19 protein-coding genes are annotated in these 17,559 nt (G+C 74.5%); 8 read left to right on the top strand and 11 right to left on the bottom strand.

What is annotated here, in order from left to right:
* Nucleotides 1-510 (top strand): transglycosylase SLT domain-containing protein (locus ACYVPE_RS35215; RefSeq protein WP_461037881.1); only part of this gene is annotated, 510 nt, incomplete at its 5' end.
* A 46-nt stretch (nucleotides 511-556) separates the two neighbouring features.
* The gene (locus ACYVPE_RS35210; RefSeq protein WP_461037880.1) at nucleotides 557-1,504 is read left to right on the top strand and encodes a deoxyribonuclease IV; all 948 of its coding nucleotides are present in this window, start codon (nucleotides 557-559) and stop codon (nucleotides 1,502-1,504) included.
* Here the strand turns inward: ACYVPE_RS35210 and ACYVPE_RS35205 are convergent.
* Entirely contained in the window at nucleotides 1,471-2,094 is a 624-nt protein-coding gene (locus ACYVPE_RS35205; RefSeq protein ID WP_461037879.1) for a sulfite oxidase-like oxidoreductase, read from the bottom strand. The two genes, ACYVPE_RS35210 and ACYVPE_RS35205, sit on opposite strands and share 34 nt — an antisense overlap.
* Before the next feature lie 223 nt (nucleotides 2,095-2,317).
* Between ACYVPE_RS35205 and bfr the strand changes: the two genes are divergently transcribed.
* Nucleotides 2,318-2,830: a bacterioferritin gene (gene bfr, locus ACYVPE_RS35200; protein ID WP_461037878.1), complete on the top strand. Its 513-nt coding sequence runs from the start codon at nucleotides 2,318-2,320 to the stop codon at nucleotides 2,828-2,830.
* On the opposite strand, the gene ACYVPE_RS35195 is transcribed toward bfr, so the two are convergent.
* Complete coding sequence (locus ACYVPE_RS35195) at nucleotides 2,818-3,039, bottom strand: (2Fe-2S)-binding protein (protein WP_461037877.1); 222 nt, start codon at nucleotides 3,037-3,039, stop codon at nucleotides 2,818-2,820. The two genes, bfr and ACYVPE_RS35195, sit on opposite strands and share 13 nt — an antisense overlap.
* A 169-nt stretch (nucleotides 3,040-3,208) precedes the next feature.
* Nucleotides 3,209-4,555, bottom strand: a complete 1,347-nt coding sequence (locus ACYVPE_RS35190) for a class II 3-deoxy-7-phosphoheptulonate synthase (RefSeq protein WP_461037876.1) — start codon at nucleotides 4,553-4,555, stop codon at nucleotides 3,209-3,211.
* A 97-nt stretch (nucleotides 4,556-4,652) separates the two neighbouring features.
* Between ACYVPE_RS35190 and ACYVPE_RS35185 the strand changes: the two genes are divergently transcribed.
* Nucleotides 4,653-4,709, top strand: coding sequence for a trp operon leader peptide (locus ACYVPE_RS35185; protein ID WP_461037882.1), 57 nt, complete (start codon nucleotides 4,653-4,655; stop codon nucleotides 4,707-4,709).
* A gap of 127 nt (nucleotides 4,710-4,836) precedes the next feature.
* Nucleotides 4,837-6,714, top strand: coding sequence for a chorismate-binding protein (locus tag ACYVPE_RS35180; protein WP_461037875.1), 1,878 nt, complete (start codon nucleotides 4,837-4,839; stop codon nucleotides 6,712-6,714).
* Nucleotides 6,715-7,282: 568 nt separating this feature from the next.
* On the opposite strand, the gene ACYVPE_RS35175 is transcribed toward ACYVPE_RS35180, so the two are convergent.
* Genes ACYVPE_RS35175 through ACYVPE_RS35165 form a run of 3 tightly spaced genes read right to left on the bottom strand, consistent with a single transcriptional unit; the run spans nucleotide 7,283 to nucleotide 9,809 of the window.
* Nucleotides 7,283-7,915: a response regulator gene (locus ACYVPE_RS35175; RefSeq protein ID WP_461037874.1), complete on the bottom strand. Its 633-nt coding sequence runs from the start codon at nucleotides 7,913-7,915 to the stop codon at nucleotides 7,283-7,285.
* On the bottom strand, nucleotides 7,912-9,045 hold the full coding sequence (gene macS, locus ACYVPE_RS35170) for a MacS family sensor histidine kinase (protein ID WP_461037873.1): 1,134 nt from the start codon (nucleotides 9,043-9,045) through the stop codon (nucleotides 7,912-7,914). The genes ACYVPE_RS35175 and macS overlap by 4 nt, the downstream gene beginning before the upstream one ends.
* Before the next feature lie 5 nt (nucleotides 9,046-9,050).
* Nucleotides 9,051-9,809, bottom strand: coding sequence for a lysophospholipid acyltransferase family protein (locus tag ACYVPE_RS35165; protein ID WP_461037872.1), 759 nt, complete (start codon nucleotides 9,807-9,809; stop codon nucleotides 9,051-9,053).
* A gap of 87 nt (nucleotides 9,810-9,896) precedes the next feature.
* Between ACYVPE_RS35165 and ACYVPE_RS35160 the strand changes: the two genes are divergently transcribed.
* Together ACYVPE_RS35160 and ACYVPE_RS35155 are read left to right on the top strand one after the other, a co-directional pair.
* Complete coding sequence (locus ACYVPE_RS35160) at nucleotides 9,897-10,667, top strand: alpha/beta hydrolase (protein WP_461037871.1); 771 nt, start codon at nucleotides 9,897-9,899, stop codon at nucleotides 10,665-10,667.
* On the top strand, nucleotides 10,664-11,185 hold the full coding sequence (locus ACYVPE_RS35155) for a hypothetical protein (RefSeq protein WP_461037870.1): 522 nt from the start codon (nucleotides 10,664-10,666) through the stop codon (nucleotides 11,183-11,185). Before ACYVPE_RS35160 ends, ACYVPE_RS35155 begins: the two co-directional genes overlap by 4 nt.
* A gap of 23 nt (nucleotides 11,186-11,208) precedes the next feature.
* On the opposite strand, the gene ACYVPE_RS35150 is transcribed toward ACYVPE_RS35155, so the two are convergent.
* The 5 genes from ACYVPE_RS35150 to ACYVPE_RS35130 form a co-directional block, all read right to left on the bottom strand.
* Nucleotides 11,209-11,925 (bottom strand): endonuclease/exonuclease/phosphatase family protein, encoded by a 717-nt coding sequence (locus ACYVPE_RS35150; protein ID WP_461037869.1) that lies wholly within the window; start codon nucleotides 11,923-11,925, stop codon nucleotides 11,209-11,211.
* Nucleotides 11,926-11,939: 14 nt separating this feature from the next.
* Complete coding sequence (locus ACYVPE_RS35145; RefSeq protein WP_461037868.1) at nucleotides 11,940-12,881, bottom strand: ROK family glucokinase; 942 nt, start codon at nucleotides 12,879-12,881, stop codon at nucleotides 11,940-11,942.
* A gap of 85 nt (nucleotides 12,882-12,966) precedes the next feature.
* Nucleotides 12,967-13,557: a DUF5304 family protein gene (locus ACYVPE_RS35140; protein ID WP_461037867.1), complete on the bottom strand. Its 591-nt coding sequence runs from the start codon at nucleotides 13,555-13,557 to the stop codon at nucleotides 12,967-12,969.
* Between the two features lie 44 nt (nucleotides 13,558-13,601).
* Nucleotides 13,602-14,840 carry an ArsA family ATPase gene (locus tag ACYVPE_RS35135; RefSeq protein ID WP_461037866.1) on the bottom strand — a complete coding sequence of 413 codons (1,239 nt, stop codon included), beginning with the start codon at nucleotides 14,838-14,840 and terminating at the stop codon, nucleotides 13,602-13,604.
* Entirely contained in the window at nucleotides 14,837-15,283 is a 447-nt protein-coding gene (locus ACYVPE_RS35130; RefSeq protein WP_461037865.1) for an SRPBCC family protein, read from the bottom strand. The genes ACYVPE_RS35135 and ACYVPE_RS35130 overlap by 4 nt, the downstream gene beginning before the upstream one ends.
* Nucleotides 15,284-15,480: 197 nt before the next feature.
* Here ACYVPE_RS35130 and ACYVPE_RS35125 point away from each other — a divergent pair, with 197 nt between their 5' ends.
* The gene (locus ACYVPE_RS35125) at nucleotides 15,481-17,301 is read left to right on the top strand and encodes an AMP-dependent synthetase/ligase (RefSeq protein ID WP_461037864.1); all 1,821 of its coding nucleotides are present in this window, start codon (nucleotides 15,481-15,483) and stop codon (nucleotides 17,299-17,301) included.
* The last annotated feature ends 258 nt before the right edge of the window (nucleotides 17,302-17,559 follow it).

Here is a 17,559-nt window from a genome sequence, read left to right as displayed (position 1 = left end):
GCGCAGGCCGAGCGGGTGGCCGCCGAGGCCCGCGCCGCCGAGGAGGCCGCCGCCCAGCAGGGCGCCGCCGAGCAGGCCGCCGCCGAGGGCGCCGCCGCCTCGGAGGCCGCGGCCGCCAGCGAGCCGGCCGTGGAGCCGGTCTCCGAGCCGGTGACCGCCCCGGCCGCCGAGCCCACCGCGACCACCTACCCGGACAACCTCGACGGCTGGATCAACGAGGCGCTCGACATCATGGCCCAGCACGGAATTCCGGGCAGCTACGACGGCCTTTACCGCAACATCATGCGGGAATCGAGCGGCAATCCCAGCGCGGTGAACGACTGGGATATCAACGCGATCAACGGCACGCCGTCCATCGGTCTGCTCCAGGTCATTCAGCCGACGTTCGACGCCTATCACGTCGAGGGCACGCCGTACGACCTGTACGACCCGGTCGCCAACATCGTCGCGGCCGCCAACTACGCGTGGGACCGCTACGGTTCGATCGACAACGTCAACGGCCCCTACTGACCGGGCCCGTGCCGAAACCGCCCTACCGGCCTGGCATTCTGGGTCGGTGAGCAGTTCTCAGCATCGCGAACACCCTCGCGAACACCGTCGCGAACGCAATCCGATCGGCGGCCACGTCCCCGTAGCCGGGGGCCTGGCCGCCGTCGGCGTTCCCTACGCCCGCGCGCTGGGCGCCGAGACGCTCCAGGTGTTCGTCGCCAACCCGCGCGGCTGGGCCACACCGCCCGGAAACCCGCGCCAGGACGAGCAGTTCCGCGCCGCCTGCGCGGCCGAGTCGCTGCCCGCCTACGTGCACGCGCCCTACCTCATCAACCCCGGCTCGGCCGACCCCGACACCGCGGAACGCTCGGTGGTGTCGCTCCGTCATTCCATGCGCCGCGCCCGCGAGATCGGCGCACACGGCGTCGTCGTGCACACCGGCTCAGCCACCGGCGGCCGGACCAGGGCGGTGGCCCTCGCGCAGGTGCGGCGGCTGCTGCGTCCGCTGCTCGACGAGCTGACCGAGCCCGACGACCCGTGGCTGCTGCTGGAACCCACCGCGGGCCAGGGCGCCTCGCTCTGCGCCAGGATCGAGGACCTGGGCCCGTACTTCGACGCCCTCGACCGCCATCCGCGGCTCGGCGTCTGCCTGGACACCTGCCACGTCTTCGCGGCCGGCCACGACCTCGCCGTGCCCGGCGGCGTCCGGGCGACGCTCGACGAGCTGACCGCCGTCGCGGGGCCGGGGCGGCTGCGGCTGATCCACGCCAACGACTCCCAGGAGCCGGCCGGCGCGCACCGCGACCGGCACGCGAACATCGGGGCCGGCCACATCGGCGCCGACCCGTTCGCCGAGCTGTTCCGCCACCCGGCCACGGCCGGCGTGCCGCTGGTCATCGAGACGCCCGGCGGCCAGCCGGGCCACGCGGCCGACGTCGCCAGACTCAAGGAGCTGCGCGAGCCGCAACCCCCCGAGGACGCTCAGAGCTCGGGGCCCTCGCCCGGCTCCTCCTGATACGAGTAGCGCTGCTCCCGCCACGGGTCCCCGATGTTGTGGTAGCCGCGCTCCTCCCAGAAGCCGCGCCGGTCGGCGGTCATGTACTCGACGCCGCGCACCCACTTGGGGCCCTTCCAGGCGTAGAGGTGCGGCACGATCAGCCGCAGCGGGAAGCCGTGCTCCGCGGTCAGCAGCTCGCCGTCCCGGTGGGTGGCGAAGACGACGCTCTCCGCGGTGAAGTCGGCGAGCCGCAGGTTGGCGCTGTAGCCGTACTCCGCCCAGACCATCACATGTGTCGTCTCGGGGGCCGGCGGCGCCAGCTCCAGGATGGTGGTGGCCCGCACCCCGCCCCACTCCTCGCCCAGCATGCTGAACTTGGTGACGCAGTGCAGGTCGGCGACGACCGTCTCGTACGGGAGCGCGGAGAACTCCTCGTGCGTCCAGCAGTGCTTGTCCCCGTCGGCCGTGGCGCCGAAGACCCGGAACTCCCAACGCTCCGGACGGAATCGGGGCACCGGCCCGTAGTGCGTGACGGGCCAGCCACGCTGTGGTCGCTGCCCCGGGGGCAGCCGCCCCGCCTCCCCCACTCGGTTGTCCGGCTGACCCATGCCTCCATGGTGACAGACCTCGGACACCACCCCGCACCACCACCCGGCTCGCGCCGCCCGAAACCCGCGAGACGGCGCGAAACCGGCGGGAAGCGTGCATTTCGGTAAGCCTTCGCTTACTGGACGTATCGCCTGCGTGATGCCACGATGCGCGCACGATCCGGCCGACCCCTCCTCCTGGGCCGGGCGAAGCCGCGGAACGCCAGGGAAGGAACGCGCCGCCATGCAGGGCGACCCCGAGGTCATCGAGTTTCTGAACGAGCAGCTGACGGCCGAACTGACGGCCATCAACCAGTACTTCCTGCACGCCAAGATGCAGGAGAACTTCGGCTGGACCAAGCTGGCCGCCTACACCCGTGCCGAGTCGTTCGACGAGATGCGGCACGCGGAGGTCCTGACGGACCGGATCATCTTCCTGGAGGGCCTGCCGAACTACCAGCGGCTCTTCCACGTCAGGGTCGGCCAGACGGTCACCGAGATGTTCCAGGCCGACCGGCAGATCGAGGTCGAGGCCATCGACCGGCTGCGGCGCGGCATCGAGGTGATGCGGGCCAAGCACGACATCACGTCGGCCAAGATCTTCGAGTCCATCCTCAAGGACGAGGAGCACCACATCGACTACCTGGACACCCAGCTGGAGCTCGTCGAGAAGCTGGGCGAACCGCTGTACCTCGCCCAGCAGATCAAGCAGCCGAGCGGGGACGACGACGGCGCGGGCGCGAACTACGCGGAGTAGGCCGGGGTGCCGGTCGGGGCGGCGACGGGGGCCCGGGCGGGTGCCGGGGTGGGGGCCGGGACCACCGCCGCCGGCGCCTCGGCCGCCGGCCGGCCCCGGCCGAGCAGGCACTGGATGCGGCGCACGCAGGAGCCGCAGTCGGTGCCCGCCTTGCAGTCGGAGGCGATCTGCCGCGGCGTCGCCGCCCCGGCGGCGGCGCGCTCGCGCACCTGCTGCTCCGTGATACCGAAGCACGAGCAGACGTACACCTTCAGACCCTCCGAACAGCGGGTAACGCGGAAGCCAGGCTCACATAGTGAGGTAAACCTAACCTTACCCGCTGTCCGAATCGCCCGACAGTACCCCGGAGTGTGGCCCCCGCCACCCCCCGCCGAGCGGCTACGCCCGGTACATCTCCGCGACCAGGAACGCCAGGTCGAGCGACTGGCTGCGGTTCAGCCGGGGGTCGCACGCCGTCTCGTACCGCTGGTGCAGGTCGTCGACGAAGATCTCGTCGCCGCCGCCCACGCACTCGGTGACGTCGTCGCCGGTCAGCTCGACATGGATGCCGCCCGGGTGGGTGCCGAGCTCCTTGTGGACCTCGAAGAAGCCCTTGACCTCGTCGAGGACGTCGTCGAAGCGCCGCGTCTTGTGCCCGGAGGCCGCCTCGAAGGTGTTCCCGTGCATCGGGTCGCAGACCCACGCCACCTGGGCGCCGGACGCCGTGACCTTCTCGACCAGCGTGGGGAGCCGGTCCCTGATCCGGTCCGCGCCCATCCGGGTGATGAACGTCAGCCGGCCCGGCTCCCGGTCCGGGTCGAGGCGGTCGATCAGCGTCAGCGCCTCCTCGGGGGTGGTCGTCGGGCCCAGCTTGACGCCGATCGGGTTGCGGATCGACGAGGCGAACTCGATGTGCGCCCCGTCGAGCTGCCGGGTGCGCTCGCCGATCCACACCATGTGCGCGGAGACGTCGTACAGCCGCCCGGTGCGCGAGTCCGTCCTGGTCAGGGCGGCCTCGTAGTCGAGCAGCAGCGCCTCGTGCGAGGAGTAGAACTCCACCGAGTGGAACTCGGCCGGATCGGCGCCGCAGGCCCGCATGAAGTTCAGCGCGTTGTCGATCTCCCGCGCCAGCGCCTCGTAGCGCCGGCCGGACGCCGAGTTGCGCACGAAGTCCTGGTTCCAGGCGTGCACCTGGCGCAGGTCCGCGTAGCCGCCCGTGGTGAAGCCGCGCACCAGGTTCAGCGTGGCGGCCGACGCGTGGTACATCCGCCGCAGCCGCTCCGGGTCGGGCACCCGGGCCTCGGTGGTGAACTCCGCGCCGTTGACCGAGTCGCCCCGGTACGTCGGCAGCGTCACGCCGTCCCGCACCTCGGTGGGCTTCGACCGCGGCTTCGAGTACTGGCCGGCGATCCGGCCCACCTTCACCACCGGCACGGCGGCCGCGTACTGGAGCACGGCGCTCATCTGGAGCAGCGTCTTCAGCTTGGCCCTGATCTGGTCGGCGCTGACCTGGTCGAACGCCTCGGCGCAGTCCCCGCCCTGCAGCAGGAACGCCTCGCCCCGCGCCACCGCGGCCATCCGGGCACGCAGCTGGTCGCACTCGCCGGCGAACACCAGCGGCGGATAGGACTCCAGGTCAGCGACGACGGCCCGCAGGGCCGCGGCGTCCGGGTAGTCGGGCTGCTGAGCCGCGGGAAGGTCACGCCAGGCGGGCGTGCGAGTGCTGCTGTCTGGGTTCACGCTCACGCGCTCCAGATTACGGGGTGGCGTCCAGCCCTTTTCCCGGGCAGCCAGGGAGTGAGACGGGGCCACCCGGCGCGACCCGTGGTGTACAGTCCCCGGCATGTTCGCGACGCGTATCAGCTCCTGGTGGTGGACCGCTCATCCGGCGGCCCACTGATCGCGCGCAGCACCGACCACCGCGAAGGCCGCCCGAGGGGCGGCCTTCGGCGTTCGCGGGCCCGTCCCCTCTCGATCTTCGACCCACTCGACATCGTTGACGATGCGAATCGAAGGGACCACCCGCCATGCACGACGCCCCACGCCTCCTGGACGCGCTGCTCGCCGGCCCGACCCCGTTCGCCCTGCTCCGCCGCCGCACCCCGGGCCGTGACCACGACACGGTCGAGCTGCTGACCGGCCCCGTCGTCGAGCTCGACCGGCTCGCCGAGCTGCCGCGCCACGAGCACGCGCTGGCGCTGATCCCGTTCCGTCAGCTCGCCGAGCGCGGCTTCGAGGTCACCGACGACGGCACCCCGCTCGCCGTGCTGCTGCCCCAGGCCGTCCACGAGCTGCCCGTCGACGCGGTGCTCGACGCCCTCCCCGACGACGCCGTCACCGTGCGGGACGGCGCCTTCGACCTGGACGACGCCGCCTACGAGCGGGTGGTGGCCGACGTCGTCCAGCACGAGATCGGCGCCGGCCAAGGCGCCAACTTCGTGATCAGGCGCACCTTCACCGGCCGGATCGACGGCTTCTCGCGCCGCGACGCGCTCGCCCTCTTCCGTCGCCTGCTGGCCGCCGAACGCGGCGCCTACTGGACCTTCGTGGTGCACACCGGCGACCGGGTGCTGGTCGGCGCCAGCCCCGAGGTCCACGTCAGGATGAGCGGCGACACCGTCGTCATGAACCCCATCAGCGGCACCTACCGCTATCCGGCGGACGGCCCCAGCGTCACCGGGCTGCTCGAGTTCCTCGACGACCGCAAGGAGACCGAGGAGCTGTCGATGGTGGTCGACGAGGAGCTGAAGATGATGTGCGCCGTCGGCGACCAGGGCGGCGTGGTGATCGGGCCCCGGCTCCGCGAGATGGCGCACCTCGCGCACACCGAGTACGAGCTGCGGGGACGCAGCACGCTCGACGTGCGGGAGGTGCTGCGGGAGACGATGTTCGCGGCGACCGTCACCGGCTCCCCGGTGGAGAACGCCTGCCGGGTGATCAGCCGCTACGAGCACGAAGGACGCGGCTACTACGCGGGCGCGCTCGCCCTGCTGACGGCGGACGGCGTCGACTCGCCGATCCTGATCAGGACCGCCGACATCGACGCGGCGGACGGCCGGCTACGGGTCCCGGTGGGCGCCACGCTGGTGCGCGGCTCGGACCCGGCGGGCGAGGTCGCCGAGACCCACGCGAAGGTCGCCGGCGTCCTCGCGGCCCTCGGCGTCCGGGCCGGCCGCCCCGCCGAGTCCGGCGCGCCGCGCCCCCGGCTGGCCGACGACCAGCGCGTCCGCGCGGCGCTGGCCGCGCGCCGCACCGGCCTGGCGCCGTTCTGGCTCCGGATGCAGGACGCCCCGGCCGCCGGCGGCGGCCCGCGGATCCTGGTGATCGACGCCGAGGACACGTTCACCTCGATGCTGGCCCACCTGCTCAGGGCGACCGGCGCGGAGGTCGAGGTGACCCGCTACGACGCGCCGGGCGCCGTGCCGCGCGCCCTCGCCCACCAGGGCCCGGTCCTCCTCGGCCCCGGCCCCGGCGACCCACGCGACCAGGCCGACCCCAAGATGCGGGTGCTGCGCGAGCTGACGGCCGCCCTGCTGGCGAGCGGGGGTGACGGCCGGTCGGTGATCGGCGTCTGCCTGGGGCACGAACTCGTCGCCGCGCACCTCGGCCTCGACCTGGTCCGCAAGCGGCGCCCCTTCCAGGGCGCGCAGGAACGGATCGACCTCTTCGGCCGCGAGGAGACGGTCGGCTTCTACAACTCGTACGTGGCGCGCTGCGACGACGAGACGGCCGCGGCGTTGGCGCGGCGCGGCGTGGAGGTGGCGCGCGACGCGGCGACGTCTGAGGTCCACGCGATGCGGGGGCCCGGCTTCACGGCGGTCCAGTTCCACGCGGAGTCCGTGCTGACGCTGAACGGCCCCGCGATCGTCGCATCCCTGACGGCGGGGAGCGACCTGCCGGTCTGAGACTCACCGGACGGTTGCTCCCCCCACCCACCCGCCCTCCTCGCGCTCCGCGGGGGGCTGCGGCCCAGGGCGCGGGGTGGGCCTGCGGCCCGGCGCGGCGCGCGGGCGGCGGCGTGACGCGGGGTTTCCCCACCCACCCGCCCTTCTCGCGCTCCGCGCGGGGGTGGGCCTGCGGCCCGGGCCGGACCGTGGCGGCTGTGCCGCCCGGCGAAGCGGGCGAGGGGCCGCGGGCTCCTTGGGCCAAGGCGGCTGCGCCGCCCGGCCCTTCGGGGCGCAGGTCGGCTGACACCGGCTGGTGCCCCGTCCGCGCGTTGCGCGGGCGTGAACCAACGGGTCCCGGACCGAGGCGGCGGCTACGCCGCCCGGCCGGCGGCCGAGGCCGCGCAAAGCCACCCGCTGGGGCGGGTGGGTGGGCGCGACCCGGCACGGCCGCGGGGCGCGGAAATCGGCTAGCGGCGGGCCGGGCCCCGTCCGCGCTCTGCGCGGGCGTGAACCAACGGGGTCCCGGACCGAGGCGGCGGCTACGCCGCCCGGCCGGCGGCCGAGGCCGGGTGGGTGGGGGAAACCGCTAGTCCAGGCCGCGTTCGATCGCGTATCGCACCAACTCCGCCCGGTTGTGCAACTGCAGCTTGCCCAACGTGTTCTGCACATGGTTCTGCACCGTCCGGTGCGAGATGACCAGTCGATCCGCGATCTGCCGGTAGGTGAGGCCCTTGGCCACCAGCCGCAGCACCTCCGTCTCGCGGTCGGTGAGGTGGGGGACGTCGGTGACGGCCTCGGCCGTCGTCGCGGCGGCCAGGCGGCGGAACTCGCCGAGGACGAGGCCGGCGAGGCCGGGCGTGAAGACGGGTTCGCCGGCCGCCGTGCGGCGGACGGCGTCGACGAGTTCGGCCGCACTGGCCGACTTCACCAGGTAGCCGGTGGCCCCGGCCTTCACCGCCTCCAGCACGTCGCGTTGTTCGCCGCTCGCCGAGAGCACCAGCACCCGTACCTCGCCGGCGAGTTGCCGGCAGACCTCGGCGCCCGGCAGGCCCGGCAGGTTGAGGTCGAGGACCAGCACGTCGGGGCGCGCGGCCCGCGCGCGCCGTACCGCCTGGGGGCCGTCGCCGGCGGTGGCGACCACCTCCATACCGGCCTCGCCCAGGTCCCTGGCCACCGCGTCGAGCCACATCGGGTGGTCGTCGACCACCATCACCCTCATGGGTTCCCTCCCTCTCCCGCGCCCTTCGGCATCCGCAACTCGACCTCCGTGCCCTGGCCCGGCACGGACGCCCACTCGGCGTCGCCGCCGAGGTCGCGGAGCCGGCCCCGGATGGACTGGGCCACGCCGAGGCGGCCCTCGGCCGCCGCGGCGGCCAGTCGGCCGGTCGGGATGCCGGGGCCGTCGTCGCGCACCGTGACGAGCACCGCGTCGGGTTCGTCCTCCAGCAGTATCCACGCGCTCGCCGCCGCGCCCGCGTGCCGGCGGACGTTGTCGAGCGCCGCCTCGACGGCCGCCGTCAGCTCGCGGGCGGCGTGCGCCGGCAGTTCCACCGGCGTGCCGGGGCCGGAGAACGTGACGCGGTCGCCGCGCCCGGCGGCGGACGCCAGCAGCGCCGACAGGTCGCCACTCGCCGGCGCGACCGCCGGCGTGGCGGCCGGAGCCACGCCCGTGACCAGTGTGCGGAGCGCGCGTTCCTGTTCGCCGGCGAGCCGGCCGAGCTCCGCGGCCTCGCCGCCGAGCGCGGTGCCGCGCCGCTGCACCATCGCCAGCACCTGGAGCACCCCGTCGTGGATGTCCCTGGCCAGCCGCTCCCGCTCCCTGGTGGCGGCCTCGATCCGCAGCGCCCTGGCCAGCGCGCGCTCGCTGGCGCGCGCCACCTCCACCACGTAGCCGATGGCGACGGCCGCCACGCAGACCAGCACCGCGTTGTGCAGCGCCGTGCCGGAGAACCTGCCGTCCTCGGCGAGGTTGGCGGCGCCCATGCCGACGGCCGCCGCGCCGCCCCAGCGCCAGCCGCCCTTGAGGGCCACGGCCAGCACCGGTCCGGCCACCCAGATCGACGGCAGCGTGGGGCCGACGGCGGCGCGCGGGTCGGCGGCCAGGGTCAGCATGGTGCCGCCCACCGCCATCGTCAGGTCGACCGCCAGGAAGCGGGGCGTGCAGCGTTCGGCACCGGAGACCAGGGGGGTGGTGAGCAGCGTCCAGAGGGTCAGCGCGAGCAGGTAGCCGGCGCCGACCAGCGGGCGGCCGTAGTCGTCGTGGGAGAGGAGGAACAGCACCAGCGCGTAGCAGAGCGTCAGCAGCCGGTAGCCGGTGAGGGCGCGCCACAGCGGCCGCTCCACGGACATCTGCGCTACTCCCCCGCGTCCCCGGTCTCCCGCGGGCCCTCGGCGTCGGCCCGCTTCGCGTCCTCGGCGTCCCGCTTGGCCGCCTCGGTGATCATCTTCTTGGCGACGGAGGCGTAGACGTCCACGTACTCCTGGCCGGAGAGCTTCATGATCGCGTACATGACCTGGTCGGTCACGGAGCGCAGGATGAAGCGGTCCTCGTCCATGCCCTCGTAGCGGCTGAAGTCGAGCGGCTCGCCGATCCGGATGCCGGGCCGCATCACCCTGGGGACGACCTTGCCAGGCGGTTGGATCTTCTCGGTGTCGATCATGGCCACGGGTATCACCGGCGCGCCCGTGGCCAGCGCTATCCGGGCCAGGCCGCCCGGCTTGCCGCGGTAGAGGCGGCCGTCAGGGGAGCGGGTGCCCTCCGGGTAGATGCCGAAGAGCTCGCCGCGCTCCAGCACCGAGACGCCGCTGCGGATCGCGGCCTCGCCCGCGGCGCGGCCGCCCGAGCGGTCCACGGGCAGCTGGCCGACGCCCCGGAAGAACGCCGCCGTGAGCCGCCCCTTGACGCCGGGCGAGGTGAAGTACTCCGCCTTGGCGATGAAGGTGACCTTGCGGTCGAGCACAGCCGGCAGGAAGAAGGAGTCGGAGAACGACAGGTGGTTGCTCGCGAGGATCGCCGGCCCCTCCGCCGGCACGTGCTCGAGCCCCTCCACCCAGGGGCGGAAGACCACCTTCAGCCCGGCCCCCACGGATATCTTCATCGCCCCGTACAGCACCCCGTCAACCTCCCGTGTTCTATGACCCGACCTTACTGGGGAATAGGGTTACTGGCGCCCTAAGCCCACGATCGGAGCGAGCAGACGATGCGCCTTCTTCCCGGGGCCGAGCCCTTCACGCACGACGGCTCGTCGACCGGGGTGCTGCTGTGTCACGGATTCACCGGCACCCCGCACTCGCTGCGCCCCTGGGCAGAGCACCTGGCGGACCGCGGTCTCACGGTCTCGCTGCCGCTGCTCCCCGGGCACGGCACCCGGTGGCAGGACATGCAGCGCACCGGCTGGGAGGACTGGTACGCGACGGTCGACCGCGAGCTGCGGGAACTGCGCGGCCGCTGCGCCGCGGTGTTCGTCTGCGGGCTCTCGATGGGCGGGGCGCTCGCGCTGCGGCTGGCGGCCAGGCACGGCTCGGACGTCGCCGGGGTCGCCGTCGTCAATCCCGGGGTCACCTTCCCCTCGCCCGCCGGCTTCCTGCTGCCGGTGTTGCGCCATCTGGTGTCCAGCACGAAGGGGATCGTCTCGGACATAGCGAAGGACGGCGTCGCCGAGTCCGGCTACGACCGGGTGCCGCTGCACGCCGCCCACTCGCTGCGCCGGCTGCAGGCCCTGGTGCGGGCCGAACTGCCGCGGGTCACACAGCCGTTGCTGCTGATGCGCAGCGCCGAGGACCATGTGCTGGCGCCGGGGGACGTGGACCTCGTCCGCTCCCGGGTGTCCTCCACGGACGTGACCGAACTGCTGCTGCCGTCCAGCTTTCACGTGGCCACCCTGGATCACGACGCGGAGCGTATCTTTCAAGAGACGGACGCCTTCATCACCCGGCTTGCACCGGCTCGCGACAAGGAAGACTCTCCGTGACGGAACGTGACCAGGAGCGCGGCGACGGCCGCGACCCGATCGACGAGGAAGCCGCCTGGGCCGAGATCGTCGCCGGCTACGGCGAGGAGCCGGTCGACCCGCCGGGCGTCTGGCCGAAGGCGGGCGAGGCCGACCTGACGGACACGGTCGACCGGGTGCCGGTGGCCGAGCCGGCGGACGGCCCGGAGGCCGGGCCCGCGAGCGCCGGCCCCACCTCGGGACCGCTGACCGGCCCGCGGGACTGGGAGGCCGCGGAGGACGAGGACGAGGACCACTTCGTGCCTCCCGAGCCGCCGCCGCTGCCGGAGACGGACCTGACCACCAAGCTGGCGTGGATCGCGGTGCTCGGCGGCCCGCTGCTGCTGATCGTCGCCGTGCTGTTCCAGCAGCGGATGACCTGGTGGATCGTCACCCTGGGGGTGGGTGGCTTCCTGGGCGGCTTCGCCACGCTGATCACCCGACTGCGGGACGGCCGGGACGACGACTTCACGGACCCGGGCAGCGGCGCCGTCGTCTGACGCCGCCCTTCCGCGCGGCCGGTTCAGATCTCGAGCCCGGTTCGGATCTCGAGCCTGGCCAGCACCGGCAGGTGGTCGGTGGCGGCGCGCAGGTCGGCCGGGTCGGGCTCGGCCGGCACGCCGCAGCCCAGCACCGTGACCGGCCCGGTGCAGAGCACGGCGTCGATCCGGCGGGCGGGGGCGTTCGCCGGGGAGGTCGACTCGCCGCCCTCGGGGGCGAGTTCCCAGGCGTCCCGGAGGCCGCGCGAGGTGAGGAGCCGGAACGCGGCGCCGCCCGGGTCCTCGTTGAGGTCGCCGGCCAGCACCGCGGCCCGCGCGTCGAGCGCGGCGAGCCGGTCGGCGTCCAGCGGCGCGTGCCGGCGGCGCTCGGCCGCCCGCAGGCTCAGGTGACAGCTGACGACGCCGAGCCGCCCGCCGCCGGCGAACCGCAGCACGGCGGTGGCCAGGCCCCGGCGGTGCAGCCCCGGGGTGTGCGGCAGGGTGAGGTCGCCCGCCGACTCGACCAACGCCCGCGGCGCCGCCATGATCATCGGTCCGGTGGCCGCGGCGCCGCCGCTCACCGGGAAGAGGCCGGTGGCCCGCGCGAGACGGGCCACCCTGCGGCGCCAGCCCAGGAAGCGCGGGGCCTCCTGGACACACACCACGTCGGGGGCGCAGGCCCTGATCACCCGGGCCAGCGCCGCCGTGTCGTCCCGCATGGAGCGGATGTTGTAGCTGAGCAGCCGTACCTCGGTCGGCATGCCGGCGCGCGGACTCAGCCCTGCCGGGCCAGGTCGGCCGCGCCCACCAGGCCGGCCCGGTTGCCCAGTTGGGCGGCGAGCACCTGGGCGTGCGGCCGGTAGCGGGCGCCGACCAGCCAGCGGCGGAAGGACTTGCGGATCGGGTCGAGCACCAGGTCGCCCTCGTCGGAGACGCCGCCGCCGACGATGAAGGCCGAGGGGTCGAAGAGCGAGGCCAGGTCGGCGAGGCCGGCGCCGGCCCAACGGGCCAGCTCCCGGAAGGAGTCGACGGCCACCTTGTCGCCGCGCCTGGCGGCCGCGCTGACGTGCTTGCCCTCGATGCCCTCCGCGGTGCCGTCGCCGAGGCCGAGCAGCACCTCGGCGGCCTCCGGGGTGGCGGTGGCGCGCTGCCGCGCGTAGCGGACCAGGGCGCGCCCCGAGGCGTACTGCTCCCAGCAGCCCTGGCTGCCGCAGCCGCACAGCAGCCCGTCGGGCACCACCCGGACGTGGCCGAACTCGCCGGCGACGCCGAACCGGCCGCGGTAGAGCCGGCCGCCCATCACGATGCCGCCGCCGATGCCGGTGCCCAGGGTCACGCAGATGACGTCGTCGTGGCCGGCGCCCGCGCCGAACCGGTACTCGCCCCAGGCGGCCGCGTTGGCGTCGTTCTCCACGACCACCGGCATGCCGACCCGCTGCTCGACCTTGTCCTTCAACGTCTCGCGGCGCCAGTCGATGTTGGGCGCGAACAGCACGGTGGCGCGCTTGTCGTCGACGTAGCCGGCGGCCCCGATGCCCACCGCCTCGGCTGACGAGTCGCTGCCCACGGTCCTGACGGCGTGCGCGATCGCCTCCACGACGCCCTCGGGGGTGGGTGGGGTCGGCACCTGGCACGTGTCGAGGATCGTGCCGTCTTCGTCCACCACGCCGGCCGCGATCTTCGTCCCGCCGATGTCGACGCCGATGGTCAGTCCCATATGCCCTTTATCCCTCAAGTGATGTCAGTGGGTCCCCGCTTCGCGGAACACGGTACCGGAGCGCGGCCGGACAAACCGCCCCGCGTCAGTCCAGGTCGATGCGTTGGGAGGGGCCACCGGCGGCCGGATCGTCCGGTTCCGCCGAATCGGAGGGATTCGCCGGCTTCGTGGGGTGCTCGGCGGGGCCGGCCGAGCCGGCGGGCTCGGCCGGCTCGGTGGGCTCAGCGGGGGCGGGCGGCTCGGGGTGCTCGGCGCTCCTGGTCCAGCGCTGTTCCTGGGAGAGCACCGCAGACCGGTAGGCGGCGAGCAACTCCTGGCCGGCGTTGGCCAGATGCTGGATCGCCTCGGCGTTCCGCTCCAGCACCGGCTCCACCGCGGCCCTGGCCTGCGCGGCGAGCCCGGCGCCGGCCAGGCCGCCGAGGCCGAACCGGCCGAGCTGGTCGGTGATGGCCGCGGCCAGCTTGCGCAGCTCCTCGGCCGCGTCCCCGTGGGGTGGCGTCTCGCCGTAGGCGCGTCGCCGGCGCTCCCGCTCGGCGGCCAGGTCCTCGGCGCAGGCGCTGGCCCAGGCGTCGTCGTCCACGGGCCGCGGCCCCCGCGCGCCCTGCTCGTTCCCGTCGTGCCGGCCCTCCCGGCCCTCGGGGTGGTCCCGACCTTCCCGGTCGGTGTCGTCGCTCATCGCGGCCTCCGATGCGTGTGCCGTCGCATCGACGGTACCCCGGGTCAGCCCGGCCGCGGGATCCCGGTCAGCGCCCGGTCCGGCCAGCGGTCCGGGTCGGGGGCGAAGCGGACGGCCAGCTCGGCGTCGTCGGTGAACGCGGCGCCGGCCACCGTGCAGCGGCGCAGCGCGGCCGGCAGCGCCAGGGCGCGGCGGAACGGTCCTGTGGTGACGAGGAGTTCGTCGCCGCGGCGGACCAGCCCGAGGTCGTCGCGGGCGGCGCCCGGCAGCGGCAGGCGCCACACCAGCAGCCCCTCGGCGGCCAGCCGGTCCTCGACCACCGGCTCGGCGGGCCCGGCGTCCCCCGGTGCGCCGGCCGGCGGCAGCGGCAGCCCGGCCAGGTCGGCGGGGCGCACGGGACGGCCCAGGTGCGGCACGTGGTGGTGGGTGGCGAGGCCGGTGGCGGCGCCGAACTCGACGAGCAGCTCCCGTTGTTGGCCGGCGAGGGCGGCGAGCAGCCGGGCCGCGGAGCCGGTGGGGAGCAGCCGGTTGGCGATCAGCGACTCGACGCCGAGGCCGTGCAGGGCGAGGCCGGCGCGGGCGGCGCGGGCCTGCGCGGCGGACCGCTCGGTGGGGTCGAGGACGAGCCGGACGGCGGCGCCCTGGCCCTCGATGATCCGTTGCAGGGCGGCCAGCTCGGCGTCCCAGCGGTCGGCGGTCTCGTAGAGGCTCTGGGTGGGCAGCGGCACGCCGAGCAGCTGGGCGACCAGCGGGCGCAGCGCGCGTGCCGTCTGCCGCTCGGGCGGCAGCAGCCGGCGCAGGTAGCGGCGGAGCTGGGCCGGCAGGGCCAGCGCGCGGATCGCGTCGGCCACCGGCGGCAGGTCCACCACGACCAGCCGCCAGCGCCCGGCGTCGTGGGCGGTGCGCAGCGCGTGCAGCAGGGCGAGCGGGGCGGTGCCGGGCAGCTCGGTCAACTCGTCGTCGTCGAGTACGCCGGCGCCCAGCGCGTCGAGCGCCGGGCGGACGTGGCGCTGGGCGGCGAGCACGCCGGCGCGGAAGCGGGCGCCCGAGTCGATCCTGGCGACGGAGAGGCCGTCGGCCAGGGTGGCGGGCTCCTCGGGCCAGGCGGGCGGGGCGGTGCCGAGCAGCGCGCCGAGCCGGGCGGCCGGCTCGTGGCTGAGCAGCAGGGTGGGTTCGCCGGCGCGGGCGGCGGCCAGCGCGGTGGCGGCGGCGACCGTGCTGACGCCGTCGCCGCCGGGGCCCGTCACCAACAGGGTGCGGGCGCCCGGCCCCTGCGAGGTCACTCCGGGACGCTCTCGACGCGCTTCTTCAGACCGGCGAGCGCCCGGTCGATGATGACCTTCTCGGCCTTGCGCTTGATGCTGCCCAGCATCGGGATCTTGACGTCGACGGTCAGCTGGTAGGTGACCTCGCTGTGCTTGCCGCCGGCCACCGGAAGCACCCGGTAGGAGCCGTCGAGGGCGCGCAGCATCCGGGACTTCACCAGCGACCAGCGCACCTCGTGCTCGTCCGGGTACTCGTAGGCCAGGGTGTGCTCGTCCTTGATGGCCCCGGCGTCGAGCAGCAGCCTGACCTGCTCGGCGCGGCCGTCCTCCCCGCTGGCCAGGATCTCGGCCTCCTGGACCTCACCCGTCCACTCCGGGTAGCGGCCGAAGTCGGCGATCACCGCCATGACCTCGGCCGGGGTGGCTTCGATGGTGATGCTCGACCTGGTGTGCTCGGCCATGGCCATGGCTCCTTGCCAATCTCCCGCTGCCTTCTGGGGAAGGCTATCGCGCGCCGTCGCGAGCTCCGCACGGGAGGCGCTCCACGCCGGGCGGAGTACGCTGCGCCCGGGGCACGCCAAAGCGTCGGATAACCGGCTTCCCCGGCAAATCCAGAGCGCGGTCCACGACAGCGAGTCCACGACAACGAGGAGCGTCAGTGCGCGAGTTCGGTCTTCCGGCCCGTTACGAGGTGTCAGCCGACAGCGGTCTCGCCGATGTGCCGCGGGTCAACGCCGAGCGGACGCCCGACCACCCGGTCCTCGCGCGCCGGCGGCCGGACGACGGCTGGGACGACGTCACGGCGGCCGCCTTCCTCGCCGAGGTCAGGGCCGTGGCCAAGGGCCTGCTCGCCTCGGGCATCGCCCCTGGCGACCGGATCGGGCTGCTCTCCCGCACCCGCTACGAGTGGACGCTGCTCGACTTCGCGATCTGGACGGCAGGCGCGGTCTCGGTCCCGGTCTACGAGACGAGCTCGCCCGAGCAGATCGCCTGGAACCTGTCCGACTCGGGCGCGGTCGCGGTGGTCGTCGAGAACGAGCAGCACCTGCCCGTGGTGGCGTCGCTGCGCGACCGGCTGCCCGAGCTGCGCACCGTGTGGTGCCTCGACCCGGACGGCGGGGAGCCGGGCGCGATCGCCCGGCTCACAGAAGCCGGGGCCGAGGTCGCGGACGCCGACCTCGCCGCGGCGACGGCCGGTGTCACCCCCGACTCGGTCGCCACCATCGTCTACACCTCGGGCACCACCGGGCGCCCCAAGGGCTGTGTGCTGACGCACCGGGCGTTCCTCACCGTCTGCGGCAACACCGTCGCCGAGCTGGGACCGCTGGTCCGCGACCCCCACGCCTCGCTGCTGCTCTTCCTGCCGCTGGCCCACGTCCTCGCCAGGATGGTGGAGGTGGCCGCGCTGATGGCCCCGCTCAAGCTGGCGCACGTGCCGGACGTGGCCACCCTCACCGACGACCTCGCCTCCTACCGGCCGACCCTGATGCTCGGCGTCCCCCGGGTCTTCGAGAAGGTCTACAACGCGGCCCGCGCCAAGGCGGAGGAGGAGGGCAGGGGCCCGATCTTCGAACGGGCCGCCCGCACCGCCGAGGCCTACAGCCGGGCGCTCGACACCCCGGCGGGCCCCGGGCTCGCGCTGCGGCTGCGGCACCGGCTGTTCGACGCGCTGGTCTACCGGCGGCTGCGCGCCGCGCTCGGCGGCCGCGCCACCCACGCCATCAGCGGCGGCGCGCCGCTCGGCGCCCGCCTCGGCCACTTCTTCCGCGGCGTCGGCTTCACGGTGCTCGAGGGCTACGGCCTCACCGAGACCTGCGCCCCCACCGCGTTCAACCCCGCCGAGGCGCCCCGCATCGGCACGGTGGGCCACCCGGTGCCCGGCACCCGGATGCGCGTCGCCGACGACGGCGAGATCCTGGTCAGCGGCGACCACCTCTTCCACGGCTACTGGAACAACGAGCCCGCCACCCGCGAGGTGATGACGGACGACGGCTGGCTCCGCACCGGCGACCTCGGCGCGCTCGACGACGACGGCTACCTGACCGTCACCGGCCGCAAGCGGGAGATCCTGGTGACGGCCGGCGGCAAGAACGTCGCCCCGGCCGTCATCGAGGACCGGGTCAGGGCCCACGCCCTGATCGCCGAATGCCTGGTGGTCGGCGACGGCCGCCCCTACGTGGCGGCGCTGATCACCCTGGACGACGTGTTCCTCCCCCGCTGGGCCGCGGAACACGGCCTCGCCGGCCTCGACCGGGACGAGCTGCTCCGGCACCCGGAGCTGCTGGCCGCCGTCCAGGCGGCCGTCGACGACGGCAACGCGGCGGTCTCCCGCGCCGAGTCCATCCGCCGCTTCCGTGTGCTCCCCGGCCAGTTCACGGAGGCCGGCGGCCAGCTGACGCCGTCGATGAAGCTGCGGCGGCATGTGGTGACGAAGGACTTCGCGTCGGAGATCGAGGCGTTGTACGGGACCACGGCCTGACCCCTGGTCACAACGCCCAGCCCTCCCCCACCCCCCGCCCACCTGTTCCCCTACCGGCCGCGGGGTTCTCCCCCACCCACCCGCCCTTTGTTCCGCGCTGCGCGCGGGGTGGGCCCGGCGGGCCGGGCCCGGGCCGGGCCGGCCTGCGGCGGCTGCGGCGCTTCGCGCGGTCCGGGGCGGCTTCGCACGGGCCGGGGTGGGTGCCCCGCGCTTCGCGCGGGGTTTTCCCCCCCCCCCCCCCCCCCCCCCCCCCCCCCC

The organism is Streptomyces mayteni (assembly GCF_054783955.1).
The sequence above is the reverse complement of the archived record's forward strand: the minus strand, read 5'-3'. Positions and strand labels throughout refer to the sequence as shown.